The 12,862-nt window shown below is 41.0% G+C and carries 10 protein-coding genes and 1 other annotated feature (1 of these 11 running past the window's edge); of the genes, 2 read left to right on the top strand and 8 right to left on the bottom strand.

Annotated features, from left to right (window positions below; translation table 11 throughout):
- Positions 1-41 precede the first annotated feature (41 nt).
- The 6 genes from AAHB15_RS13525 to zapA all read right to left on the bottom strand — a co-directional run bounded on the left by AAHB15_RS13525 (position 42) and on the right by zapA (position 7,595).
- Entirely contained in the window at positions 42-1,748 is a 1,707-nt protein-coding gene (locus AAHB15_RS13525; RefSeq protein ID WP_335571919.1) for an AMP-binding protein, read from the bottom strand.
- A 434-nt stretch (positions 1,749-2,182) separates the two neighbouring features.
- Positions 2,183-2,590 (bottom strand): DUF350 domain-containing protein, encoded by a 408-nt coding sequence (locus AAHB15_RS13530; RefSeq protein ID WP_098526896.1) that lies wholly within the window; start codon positions 2,588-2,590, stop codon positions 2,183-2,185.
- A 20-nt stretch (positions 2,591-2,610) separates the two neighbouring features.
- Positions 2,611-4,968 (bottom strand): endonuclease MutS2, encoded by a 2,358-nt coding sequence (locus AAHB15_RS13535; protein ID WP_335571920.1) that lies wholly within the window; start codon positions 4,966-4,968, stop codon positions 2,611-2,613.
- Between the two features lie 17 nt (positions 4,969-4,985).
- Entirely contained in the window at positions 4,986-6,701 is a 1,716-nt protein-coding gene (gene polX / locus AAHB15_RS13540) for a DNA polymerase/3'-5' exonuclease PolX (protein ID WP_342042644.1), read from the bottom strand.
- Between the two features lie 84 nt (positions 6,702-6,785).
- Entirely contained in the window at positions 6,786-7,328 is a 543-nt protein-coding gene (locus AAHB15_RS13545; protein ID WP_098526894.1) for a CvpA family protein, read from the bottom strand.
- A 6-nt stretch (positions 7,329-7,334) separates the two neighbouring features.
- The gene (gene zapA / locus AAHB15_RS13550) at positions 7,335-7,595 is read right to left on the bottom strand and encodes a cell division protein ZapA (RefSeq protein WP_098526893.1); all 261 of its coding nucleotides are present in this window, start codon (positions 7,593-7,595) and stop codon (positions 7,335-7,337) included.
- Between the two features lie 150 nt (positions 7,596-7,745).
- Between zapA and rnhC the strand changes: the two genes are divergently transcribed.
- Positions 7,746-8,699 carry a ribonuclease HIII gene (gene rnhC / locus AAHB15_RS13555; RefSeq protein WP_342042609.1) on the top strand — a complete coding sequence of 318 codons (954 nt, stop codon included), beginning with the start codon at positions 7,746-7,748 and terminating at the stop codon, positions 8,697-8,699.
- Between the two features lie 59 nt (positions 8,700-8,758).
- Entirely contained in the window at positions 8,759-9,058 is a 300-nt protein-coding gene (locus AAHB15_RS13560; RefSeq protein WP_335571922.1) for a 4a-hydroxytetrahydrobiopterin dehydratase, read from the top strand.
- A 45-nt stretch (positions 9,059-9,103) separates the two neighbouring features.
- On the opposite strand, the gene pheT is transcribed toward AAHB15_RS13560, so the two are convergent.
- Both pheT and pheS read right to left on the bottom strand, forming a co-directional pair.
- Positions 9,104-11,518, bottom strand: coding sequence for a phenylalanine--tRNA ligase subunit beta (gene pheT, locus AAHB15_RS13565; protein ID WP_335571923.1), 2,415 nt, complete (start codon positions 11,516-11,518; stop codon positions 9,104-9,106).
- A 54-nt stretch (positions 11,519-11,572) separates the two neighbouring features.
- A complete protein-coding gene (gene pheS / locus AAHB15_RS13570; protein ID WP_098526889.1) occupies positions 11,573-12,610 on the bottom strand; it encodes a phenylalanine--tRNA ligase subunit alpha in 1,038 nt (345 codons plus the stop codon).
- Positions 12,611-12,681: 71 nt separating this feature from the next.
- Positions 12,682-12,862: a binding site (T-box leader), on the bottom strand; it runs 125 nt beyond the window's last position.

The raw sequence follows: 12,862 nt of genomic DNA on the forward strand, positions 1-12,862 counted from the left end.
GGTGGGACAAGCCTTCCTGCTCAAAAAAAATAATTAAAAAGCTAGGCGTGTTTTTGGCTTTCTTGCTCTATTTTTTGTTTTTCTTCTTCTACAAGTGTTCTTCTTAATATTTTACCTATCGCCGTTTTCGGTAGTTCTTTTCTAAATTCATAAACCCGAGGTGCTTTATAAGCAGCCAAGTATTTTCTTGCAAATTGATTCATTTCTTCAGCTGTAACAGTGGAACCTTCTTTTAAGACTAGATATGCCTTCACGGTTTCTCCACGATATGGATCAGGAACACCGGCAGCCACAGCCTCCACTACATCTGGATGTTCATATAATACTTCTTCAATCTCTCGAGGATAGATATTAAAACCTCCTGCGATAATCATGTCCTTTTTACGATCTACTACATAAAAATATCCCTTCTCATCCATGTAACCAAGGTCTCCGGTATAAAGCCAGCCATCCTTCAGTACTTCCTCTGTTTCCTTTGGACGATTCCAGTAGCCCTTCATAATTTGCGGTCCTTTAATCACAATTTCACCAATTTCACCGACTGGCATCGGTTCACCAGTTTCAACAGACAAAATGACAGCGTCTGTGTCAGGATAGGGAACACCGATACTGCCTTTTACCCTTGGGACATCCCATAAAAAATTAGAATGAGTGACAGGAGATGCTTCAGATAGTCCATAGCCTTCTACGAGCTTTCCACCTGTAACTTCCTCGAACTTTTGCTGTATTTCCACTGGGAGTGCTGCCGACCCGCTGATACAGGAATCAATCGAAGAAAGGTCATATTTCTTCAAATCAGGATGATTCAATAGGCCGATATAGATGGTCGGCGCACCTGGAAAAAGAGTTGGGCGCTGTTTGTGAATGGTTTTCAATGTCGTTAGGGCATCAAATTTTGGTAATAAAATCATTTTATAGGCCATCTTAATCGATAAAATCATGACCGTAGTCATTCCATAAACATGGAAGAACGGCAATATTCCCAAAACTGATTCTTCACCGGGTGTACATTTATATAACCAGGCTTCACTCATGCAAGTATTGGCAATCAGATTTTTATGGGTCAGCATGACTCCTTTTGGAAAACCGGTTGTCCCTCCAGTATATTGTAATAAGGCAATATCTTCCTCTGGATCAAAATCATGCTGGATCAATTCTGTTGAATTTGCTTTGACAATTTCGGTGAGCAAATGGGAGTTTCCTTCATGTTTTGCCTTTACAACAATCCCATATTGCTTTTTCTGGATGAAGGGATAAATAAGATTTTTAGGAAATGGCAAGTAGTCTTTGATAGCGGTTACAATAACGTGTTGTAAATTAGTCTGCGGCATAACTTTTGTGACTCGTGGATAAAGAATGTCCATGGTGATAATAGCTTTTGAACCGGAGTCTTTCATTTGGTACTCCAGCTCTCGTTCCGTATATAACGGATTGGTTTGAACGACGATTCCGCCTGCCATTAAGATACCAAAATAACTGATTACAGCTTGCGGACAATTAGGAAGCATAATGGCAACCCGCTCATCCTTTTGAATGCCTATAGATTGTTGTAGATAACTGGCAACACTGAGTGACTCTTCATAAAGTTGTTTATACGTCATTTCTTTTCCCATAAAATGAATCGCTATTTTCTCAGGAAACTCTCTGGCTGCGTTTATTAAGTATTCTTGTACGGGTTCTCTGGAGTATTCAAGTGTGGCGGGAATTTCCTTTGGATAAAGGTCCAACCAGGGTTTTGACTCCAACATAAATAACCTCCTTTTTATCATAAATGATAAAAATTATAAACTCTCTTCTATTATATTACAGCGATTAGTTATAGACAATGAGACTTTGCAATTATGAGGGTTAATCCATTTAGGAACAAAAGCGCAAGCGCCTTGGTCAGCCCCGACAAGCATAAGACGAGCCGGCCGAAAGGTTGCTTTTTAACCTTTTGGACGGATTGGCTTATGACCTCGAGGGGCTAGGCGCTGGAGCTGGACGTGTCTAAACCTGTAAAAAGTTATCCACAAGTAGTAAATCTATAATTTCCTAGAGTATAAAAAAAATCATCGCCAAATTACTTCAGCGATGATTGATCTTATGCAAAAAACACCATATATATAATGCCTATAAGTAAAAACAAACCGCACAATCCCAGCAGTACTTTAGCTAATGTCTCCACTGATATTTTCTCCCCTTACGAAATTCCTGCACCAATCACAAAGGACAACCCAATTGAGATAATCAGCGACAACAAACCAACCGCTCTGTTATCATTTTGAATTTCCTCATCAATCTTAAATTTAGGCGTTAAAAATTCAAAGATAAAATAGCCGGCAAGCAGCAGGACAAACCCGTAAACACCCCAGCCAACCATCTCCAGTAAGGAATTATTGTCCTTAATAGATGCTCGGAAAATGTTGGCCAGCCCCAGTATTTTTCCACCGGTTGCCATTGCCACTGCCAGGTTTCCTTTTTTGATTTCTTCCCAATTTTTATATCTGGTCACTACTTCAAACACAGCTAAAAAGACAACCATACATAAAATTACAACACTGTAATATGCAGCTATTTGAATATATCTATTCTCCCAAAACTGGTCCATTACGTTTCTCCCCGGAAATATTATTTAAATTCGACGATGGTTACCCCTGAACCACCCTCTCCTGCTTCTCCAAAGCGGATTTTCTTAACGGAACGATGGTTTCGTAAATATTCTTGTACGCCCTGTCTTAAGGCCCCCGTACCTTTTCCATGGATGATTGATACACGAGGATAACTTGCCAGAAGGGCATCATCAATATATTTTTCTACTTTCAAAAGGGCATCCTCATACCTTTCCCCACGGAGATCTAATTCCAGTTTAACTAGAGTATCTCGGCCTTTTACGATCGCCATTGGTCTGGTTTCCACTTGTTTTGGTGTACTCAAGTACTCCATATCCTTTTCTTTGACCTTCATCTTCAAAATACCAATTTGAACCTGCCATTCATTGTTTGAAACACGGTCCAGCAGGGTTCCTTTTTGGTCAAAGGTCAAGACCTTTATCTCATCCCCAGGCATGAAGGTGTGTTTTTTAGATTTGGTGTTTGTTAATTTCGCGGATTTTTTGATTTCCGGTGCTGCCTGTTCAAGCCGCTTTTTTGCATCAATGAGTTCATGTTCTTTTATTTCCGCATGTTTCTCTGTTCTCATTTTTCGCAAATCACGGATAACCTTCTCAGCCTCTTGTTTCGCCTCATCCACAATATCAGCGGCCTTTTCCGCTGCTTTTTCAAGCATTGTATCTTTTTTATCATAAAACTCGATCATTTGCGATTGTAAATCTTGATGAAGCTTTTCCGCTTGTTTTAAAAAGTCGCGTGCTTCTTCTTGTTCGCGCTCAGCTTGGCGTTTGCTTTCCTCAAGAGAGGCGATCATTTTATCAATTTGATTAGTGTCTTCACTTACATGCGAGCGGGCTGTTTCAATGACCCTTTCGTTTAAACCAAGCCGTTTCGAAATTTCAAAAGCGTTACTCCGGCCGGGTACTCCCAATAATAATTTATACGTCGGGCTCAATGTCTCAACATCAAATTCCACACTGGCATTTAATACACCCTCGCGATTATAACCATACGCCTTTAATTCCGGATAGTGGGTCGTCGCAATGACCCTTGCCCCGCGTTTGTGAACCTCATCTAAAATCGAGATCGCCAAGGCAGCACCTTCTTGTGGATCGGTTCCCGCCCCTAGCTCATCAAATAAGACTAGGCTGTTAAAATCGACCCGGTTTAAAATATCGACAATATTAACCATATGGGACGAAAAGGTACTTAAGCTTTGTTCAATCGACTGCTCATCACCAATATCGGCATAGACTGAATCAAAAACGGCGAGTTCCGAGCCGTCCAAGGCCGGTACCTGAAGGCCTGCCTGTGCCATTAACGAGCATAGGCCAAGCGTCTTTAAGGTGACCGTTTTACCCCCTGTATTGGGACCCGTTATCACAATTGTTGTGTACTCTTTTCCGAGCATGATATCATTGGGAACTACTTCATCAATCGGAATGAGCGGATGACGGGCTTTATATAAAGTAATTCTTCCTTCATCATTCATAATTGGCATGGAAGCCTTTATTTTTTTACCATATTTAGCTTTTGCAAAAACAAAATCTAAATTGGACAAAATATCGACAATTACCTTGAGTTCACTTTCGTATTCGGCTGTATTTGCGGACAGCTCTGTTAAGATTCTTTCAATTTCAAGCTGTTCCTTGACACGAATATCTTGGAGTTGATTATTTAATTGGACAATAACCTGCGGTTCAATAAAAAGGGTTTGACCTGATGAACTTTGATCATGAATAATCCCGCCATAATGGCCGCGGTACTCTTGCTTTACCGGGATAACAAACCGGTCATTTCGAATTGTCACAATCGCATCGGATAACATTTTAGCAGCATTTGACGAACGAATCATACTTTCTAACCGTTCACGAATTCTCGACTCATTAGACCGAAGCTGATGCCTTAACGATCGCAGCAAATCACTAGCACTATCCAAAACTTCTCCACTTTCATCGATCGCATGTTTAATATCCTGCTCCAAGTTCGTGAGCGGAATGATATTTGCGACTTGTTCCACTAAGATTGGCAGTTCTGTTCTGTCTGCGGCTAATTCCTCAATAAATCGCTTCATTTGGCGGCTCGCATGAATGGTGCTTGCAATTTGAATCAGTTCATGGGGGCTCAAAACGCCGCCGATCACGGATCGTTTAATATGGGCTCGAATATCATGAATTCCTGCTAACGGTACATTCCCTTTAATACGAATGACGGTTGCTGCTTCATCCGTTTCTGCTTGGAGCCTTACCACTTCGTCAAAATCCGTCGATGGGACTAAATTTTTAATTTTATCTCTTCCAAGTGAGGAAGAGGCATGTTCGAATAGCTGTTCTCTTACTTTTGTAAATTCCAAAACCTTCAAAGCTCTTTCGTGCATGGAGTTTCCCTCCTTTTCTATCGATGATGTAAAAATTCAAGTAATTCATATTTATCTAATGCATTAATCACTGTAGACTTTTTAATCCAGCCTTTTTTGGCCGCCGAAACACCGATTTCCATATGCTTTAAAGTATCCAATTGATGGGCATCGGTATTAATGAGAATTTTAACGCCGTTTTCTTGGGCTTTTCGTAAATATTCTGCTGCTAAATCGAGCCTGTTAGGGTTTGCATTTAATTCTAATGCTGTATTGGTCTCTTTAGCCAGTTGGATTAATAAATCAACATCGACATCATAGCCTTCCCGGCGGCCAATTTTTCTGCCAGTTGGATGGGCAATTAAATCGACGTGAGCATTTTCCAATGCCGTCTTTAACCGTTCCATAATTTTTTCCCTTGGTTGGGAAAAAGCCGAATGAATGGAGGCAATCACAAAATCCATTTCTGCTAATAACTCATCATCAAAGTCTAATGTCCCATCAGGTAAAATATCCATCTCTACACCCGATAGGATCAGAATATCATCGTATTTTTGATTTAATTTCTTAATTTCTTCTTTCTGCCTTAGCAATCTCTCACGTGTTAGACCGTTTGCTACTTTTAGGTACTGCGAGTGGTCTGTAATAGCTAAGTATTGGTAGCCTCTCGCCCGGCAGGCATTCACCATTTCTTCGATCGAGTGAGCCCCGTCACTCCAGGTGGTATGCATATGCAAATCACCTTTAATATCTGCAAGCTCAATCAATTCTTCAGACGCCGAGAATTGCTCTACTTCTTTTCCGTCCTCGCGAATTTCCGGCGGAATAAACGGCAGATCAAAATGTTTAAAAAATTCTTCTTCTGATGAAAAAGTAAGAATCTCCCCTGTTTCTACATTTTCAACACCGTATTCACTTATCTTTTCACCGCGTTCTTTGGCCAACTGACGCATCCGGACATTATGATCCTTTGAACCTGTAAAATGATGCAGCGTAGTAATGAATTCCTCCGGCTTGACGAGGCGGAAATCAACAGAGACATCATAATCAAGATCCAAGACAATGGATACCTTTGTATCCCCTGCACCGATGACTTCCTTTATTTGCGGTAGATTCAACAGGTGCTCGCGGACCATTTCCGGTTGGGTTGTCGAAATGATAAAATCAAGATCTTTAATTGTTTCTCTCATTCTTCTTAAACTTCCCGCTCTAGAAAAACGAATAATATCCGGCATTTCTGCCAGTTTGGCTTCGATTTGGTCGGCAATTGGAAGCATGTACGCCAGTGGAAGCCGTTCAGGCCTTGTTCCCACATTGGCGATGGCACTTAAGATTTTCTCTTCTGTTTTCTTGCCAAATCCGGCAAGGGCCTGCACCTGGCCAGCTTGACAAGCTTCTTTTAAACTGACAACATCTACAATTCCCAGCTCCTTATTGAGCTTGGCTATCTTCTTTCCGCCAAGACCCGGGAGCTGCAGCAAAGGGATTAAACCAGCTGGAACCTCTTCCTTTAACTCCTTTAAGACTGTAGATGTTCCTTGTTTTATGTATTCATCTATTACAGTGGCAGTCCCTTTGCCAATCCCAGAAATGCTGGTAAAGTCTTCAATTTCCGTTAAGACACGTTCATCTGTTTCTAGCGCATTTGCCGCTTTGCGGAAGGCGGAAACTTTAAATGGGTTTTCACCTTTTAATTCCATATAAATCGCAATGGTTTCTAATAAGCGAATTACTTCTTTTTTATTAACTTCCATCATAAACACCTGCCCTCTGTTTAGCATTTTCATTTTATCTTAGTTTATGGCATGAATAGAAAAACTCCTCTGCTACAGAGAAGTTCAAGCAGTTGTATATTCAATCCACAAGCTTTTAATTTGCTGTGAAAGGATAGGCGTGTGATTCACAATTGCTTTCGCCAATGAGGAGTGATCGAGTGCATCCTGAATAAATCCGATTGGAATTAAGGCTCCAATATATAATAAAATAAAGATAAGTAAATAGACTTCACAAAAGCCTAATATGCCCCCAGCTAATACATTCAGCTGTTTTAAGACCGGCAAATGGGCAATGAAATCGAGCATAGAGCCGATGATTTGAAACAATATTTTTACAGCAAAGAAGATAATAACAAAGGCAATCGCCCGGTAAAAAGCACTCTGCATATCATTTGAATCTGTTAAAATTTTTAAACCTGTGGCATCACCGAAGTTTGGATAGGGAATCCATAATATGAGTTTTGTTGAAAGTTCTTCATAGTAGGAAGTGGCGGCCACATATGCAATAATAAAACCTATTAGGTGAACAAGCTGAAGGATAAACCCCCTTTTAAGTCCAACAAAGAATCCAATAATGAGAAAAATGATAATAGCTAAACCCAACATATTTTTTTAGTCCTTTTCTTTTTGTAGTTCTGCTTGCAGCCGCTCTAACTGATCTTTTAATTTAATATAATCATTGACTGCATTTACCGCAGTCAGAACAGCTAGTTTATTTACGTCTAGAGTGGGATTCTTATAACTAATTTCGCGCATTTTGTCGTCAACTAACGATGCCACAAGTCGTACATGACTTGGACTTTCCGTACCCATTATGACGTATTGCTGGCCGTATATAGCAACGGTTGTTTTATGTTTTTGTAAATTTGACAACGTAAAGCCTCCATTCCAGAATCCTACTCTATACTATAACACGAACGTATATAAGTCGAAAAGTCAAACAAATCGAAAATGAAACAGGCCTTGGATTTATCCTGTTTTTTTTAAACATAGCAAGAAAATTTATTGAAATGTGGTGTCTTAGTGGGAAATGTTGTTCTTAATTTAGAAATGTCGAAGATTAATGAATTGAAAAACTATTATGCAAAGCAGCTTTTGGATAAAAATATTCCTGGAAGTGTGTTTGCAGCAAAAACCCCCTCCTGTATGATTACGGCCTATAAGTCCGGGAAAGTCTTGTTTCAAGGGAATGATAGTGAATCAGAGGCCAGGAAATGGGGCAGCAGTGCTGCGGGTGCTTCAAGTAAAAAACCTTCTGCTGCGAAAGGGAAGTCTGTGGCAAAAGGTGACCTTCCTGCAGGTATTGGAGGGATGTCGGCCATCGGTTCTGACGAAGTGGGAACGGGTGACTTTTTTGGTCCTATTACAGTGGTAGCAGCCTATGTCAGAAAAGAAGATATTCCGTTATTAAAAGAATTAGGTGTACGTGATTCAAAGGATTTGAATGATGAAAAAATAATATCAATTGCTAAGGTTATTAAGGATGTAGTTCCCTTTAGCTTGATGACTCTGAAAAATGAAAAGTATAATCAGGTACAAGGTTCGGGAATGTCCCAAGGTAAAATGAAGGCATTGCTTCATAATCAGGCCATTTTAAATGTGTTGGAGAAGATATCACCTGTGAAACCGGAGGCGATTTTAATTGACCAATTTGTCCAGCCTAGTACTTATTTTCAGCATTTAAAAGGGCAGAAGGCGATCGCCAATCAGGATGTTTATTTTAGTACCAAAGCAGAAGGAATTCATTTAGCGGTTGCTGCGGCTAGTATCTTGGCACGATATGCGTTTATTCAATATATTGATAAGCTTAGTGAGGCGGCGGGTTTTAAAATTCCAAAGGGTGCCGGGGCACAGGTGGATGTAGCGGCTGCCAAGCTGATTATGAGTAAAGGGCGAGAGTGCCTTCCTTCCTTCGTAAAACTTCACTTTGCCAACACCGACAAGGCAATCGCCATTGTAAATAAAAAACGGAACTAAGTCGTTAGGATGAGGGCCGTAGAATAGAGTAATAGTAAATGGCAATTGGAGGGGTATGAGTGGCAAAAAGGCTAAGTTTAACGGAAATTGATCAAGCTTTGGATGCATTACCAGGATGGAAATTAGACGGTAAATTCATTGTTAAAAAATATCGTTTTCGGGAGTTTTTGAGCGGGGTAGCGCTTGTAAATGAAATTGCCGAGCTGTCTGAAGAAAAAAATCATCATCCTTTTATTGCAATTGATTATAAATTAGTGACTCTCAGGCTTACTTCTTGGAATGCCGGGGGATTGACGGATTTGGATGTGGTGTTAGCGGAAAATTATGATGTTCTCTATGAAAAATATAAAGGAAAATAAAGCAAAAAGAGTATCGCACAGATACTCTTTTTGCTTTTAATATTATTATCCTCGAAGCACGGCTCCAGCCTTTTCTTTTAAGGCTTCAAGCACGCGTTCATGGACCTTCGTTACCTCTTCATCCGTCAATGTGCGTTCAGGATCTAAATACTTTAATGAGAAAGCAATCGACTTCTTGCCTTCTTCCATTCTTTCACCCTCATACAAATCAAACACCACAGCTTCCTGTAGAAGCGGTGCACCTGTAGACAAAATAATCTCTTTTAGGGTGCCTGACACCGTTTCTCTGTTTACCACTAGGGCAATGTCTCTTGTGATCGTTGGGAAGCGTGGGATGCTGTTGTATTGTAATGGTGCTGTTTCTTCTTGAAGAACTGATTGTAAAGAAAGTTCGAATACATAGGTATCTTTTAAATCCAGTTCTTTTTGAACGGTTGGATGTACTTGGCCAACGAAACCAACGCTTACACCGTCCAACTTGATTTCTGCAGTACGGCCAGGGTGCATACCTTCTACTTGCGCCTGAACATATACAATTCGATCTTCTAGGCCAAGCTTTGCAAACATTCCTTCTAAAATACCTTTCACAACAAAGAAGTTAACTGCCTTCTTCTCACCCTGCCATGAATGGCTATGCCACAAACCTGTCACAGCTCCTGCTAAATGCTCATTTTCAACCGGAAGTGTTTCTTCCCCATTTGATAAGAATACAGCACCTGTTTCATACACTGCTAAGCTGTCGTTTTGACGGGCACTATTGTATTTTAATACTTCTAGTAATTGTGGCATGATACTCAAACGAAGTACGCTGCGTTCTTCACTCATTGGCATTGCCAAACGAATTGGGTTGCGTTTTTCAAGGGCGTATTGAGCAGCTTTTTCCTCACTTGTTAAAGAATAGGTTACAGCTTGATACAGCCCTGCTCCCTCAAGATACTGACGAACTACACGGCGTTTCTTCTGGTAAGAGGACAATTTGCCGGGAGTTGTCGAACCAATGGGCAATGTTTTTGGAATATCGTCATAGCCGTAAAGACGGGCAACCTCTTCCACTAAATCCTCTTCAATTTTGATATCCCCGCGGCGTGTTGGCGCCGTAACTGTAATGGTATCTTGCTCGATACTAACAGGGAATTGCAAACGATCAAAAATTTCTTTTACATCGTTCATTTGAAGATCTGTGCCTAGGACACGATTAATTTTTTCAAGTGTAATGGAAACAACTGCAGGTTCAACCGTAAGTGTATCAACCTCTGATGTACCTTCCAGCACTTGACCGCCAGCATATTTAGCCATTAAGTAGGCTGCACGCTCACCCGCAGCACGAACACGGTTTGGATCCACGCCTTTTTCGAAACGAGCACTAGCTTCGCTTCTTAAACCGTGATCTTTTGATGCTTTACGGACAGTCTGACCATTGAAATAAGCTGCTTCTAAAAGAACAGTAGTTGTATCTGAAGTAACCTCTGAATTAGCGCCGCCCATTACCCCAGCTAAAGCGACTGGCTCTGTTCCGTTAGTGATGACAAGGTGGTCGACAGTTAAAGTCCGTTCCACATCATCAAGGGTTACAAATTTTTCGCCATCAGCTGCACGGCGGACAAGGATTTCCTTTGAGCCTAAACGGTCATAATCAAATGCATGTAATGGCTGGCCGTATTCTAATAAAATATAGTTTGTAATATCAACTACATTATTGTGTGGACGAATTCCAGCAGTCATTAAGCGTGTTTGCATCCACAGTGGAGAAGGCCCAATTTTTACATTTTTAATGATTTTAGCCACGTAAAGTGGGTTATCCTCTTTTGCTTCCACATTGATTTTTACATAATCTGCTGCTTTTTCATTTGTTGCCTCAAGATCTGTTTCTGGAAACTTAACTTCTCTTCCTAAGATAGCAGCCACTTCATAGGCAACACCTAGCATACTAAGGCAGTCAGCACGGTTAGGGGTTAAACTTAGCTCTAACACTTCATCGTCGCGATTAAGCTGTGCTAATGCATCAACGCCAACTTCCGTCTCTGCCGGAAAAACAAAGATGCCCTCGGAATATTCTTTCGGAACGATTTTCCCTTCCATACCTAGCTCTGTAAGGGAGCAAATCATTCCATTAGACTCTTCTCCGCGAAGCTTCGCTTTTTTAATTTTAAAATTACCAGGAAGTACAGCTCCCACTGTAGCAACCGCTACTTTTTGACCTTGTGCCACATTCGGTGCACCGCAAATAATCTGAACGGGCTGTTCTGCTCCGATATCTACCAAACATTTGCTTAATTTATCAGCATTTGGATGCTGTTCACGTTCAAGGACATGACCGATAACTACACCTTTAATGCCTTCGTTAAGGACCTCTACGCCTTCTACTTCAATACCGCTTTTTGTAATTTTTTCAGCAAGTTCAGCTGCTGTTACGCCTGTTAAATCAATATAATCCTGCAGCCATTTATATGATACGAACATGTCGCCAACCTCCTATTATTCAGCTTCCGCGCCTAGGGGCTTCAGCATTTAGTTTTACTCGTGTTTTGAAAACTGTTTTAAGAATCGTACATCGTTGGTATAGAAATGACGGATATCATCGACACCGTATTTCAACATCGCAATTCGCTCAGGTCCCATACCAAATGCGAATCCAGTGTACTTTTTAGAATCGTAGCCGGCCATTTCAAGCACGTTCGGATGAACCATCCCTGCACCTAAAATCTCAATCCAGCCTGTTTTCTTACATACATTACAGCCATGGCCGCCACAAATTTTACAAGAAATATCCATCTCAACAGAAGGCTCTGTGAAGGGGAAGAAACTTGGTCTGAGTCGAATTTCACGATCTTCACCAAACATTTTCTTCGCAAAAACCTCTAATGTACCTTTTAAGTCACTCATGCGGATGTTCTCACCGACAACTAGACCTTCAATTTGCATGAATTGATGAGAGTGTGTCGCATCATCATTATCGCGGCGGTATACCTTACCAGGGCAAATAATTTTAATTGGTCCTTTGCCTTCATGCTTTTCCATTGTCCGTGCTTGGACTGGTGATGTATGGGTACGAAGAAGGATTTCTTCTGTAATATAAAAGGAGTCCTGCATATCACGGGCCGGGTGGCCTTTTGGTAAATTAAGAGCTTCGAAATTATAATAATCTTGCTCTACCTCAGGACCTTCGGCTACTTGATAGCCCATGCCGATAAATAGGTCTTCAATTTCCTCAATAATTCTTGTCAACGGATGGTGGTTCCCAACCCTGACTGGACTGCCTGGAAGGGTCACATCGATGCTTTCAGATGCTAATTTTTCTAAAACGGCAGCTTCTTCTAACCCTTTTTGTTTGGCTTCGATTTTAGCAGCAATGATTTCACGCACTTCATTTACAAGTGCCCCCATGACTGGACGTTCTTCAGCTGAAAGCTTCCCCATTCCGCGTAGTACTTCTGTAATCGGCCCCTTTTTACCTAGGTAAGCAACGCGGATGTCATTTAATTCTTTTAAGTTGGCAGACTGCTCAACTTTTTGAAGAGCCTCTTCCTGCAATTCCTTTAATCGTTCTTGCATATCATCTATTCCTCCTTAATGGTAATTGGTCACTTTAGGTAGTCATAAAAAACAAAAAAACCCCATCCCTGGAAAGGGACGAGGTTTGTTAATTCGCGGTACCACCCTTGTAAACACACGTTATGTAAAAAAAACATTGTGTTCGCTTCATTCGAATAACGGCCTGTGCCGATGCATCTTTACACGAAAAGCGGAAGCGCCCTTGCGCTGTAGCTGGACAGTAATCTACGATCAAGCTACAGCTTTTATATT

The sequence above is a fragment of the Bacillus sp. OTU2372 genome (genome assembly GCF_038440275.1).
Taxonomy (GTDB): domain Bacteria; phylum Bacillota; class Bacilli; order Bacillales; family Cytobacillaceae; genus Neobacillus; species Neobacillus bataviensis_B.

What these genes read in the sequence shown, in the direction of transcription:
- AAHB15_RS13525 (WP_335571919.1), bottom strand. Translation starts at nt 1,748, where the DNA reads ATGTTGGAGTCAAAACCCTGGTTGGACCTTTATCCAAAGGAAATTCCC.
- AAHB15_RS13530 (WP_098526896.1), bottom strand. Translation starts at nt 2,590, where the DNA reads ATGGACCAGTTTTGGGAGAATAGATATATTCAAATAGCTGCATATTAC.
- AAHB15_RS13535 (WP_335571920.1), bottom strand. Translation starts at nt 4,968, where the DNA reads ATGCACGAAAGAGCTTTGAAGGTTTTGGAATTTACAAAAGTAAGAGAA.
- polX (WP_342042644.1), bottom strand. Translation starts at nt 6,701, where the DNA reads ATGGAAGTTAATAAAAAAGAAGTAATTCGCTTATTAGAAACCATTGCG.
- AAHB15_RS13545 (WP_098526894.1), bottom strand. Translation starts at nt 7,328, where the DNA reads ATGTTGGGTTTAGCTATTATCATTTTTCTCATTATTGGATTCTTTGTT.
- pheT (WP_335571923.1), bottom strand. Translation starts at nt 11,518, where the DNA reads ATGTTCGTATCATATAAATGGCTGCAGGATTATATTGATTTAACAGGC.
- pheS (WP_098526889.1), bottom strand. Translation starts at nt 12,610, where the DNA reads ATGCAAGAACGATTAAAGGAATTGCAGGAAGAGGCTCTTCAAAAAGTT.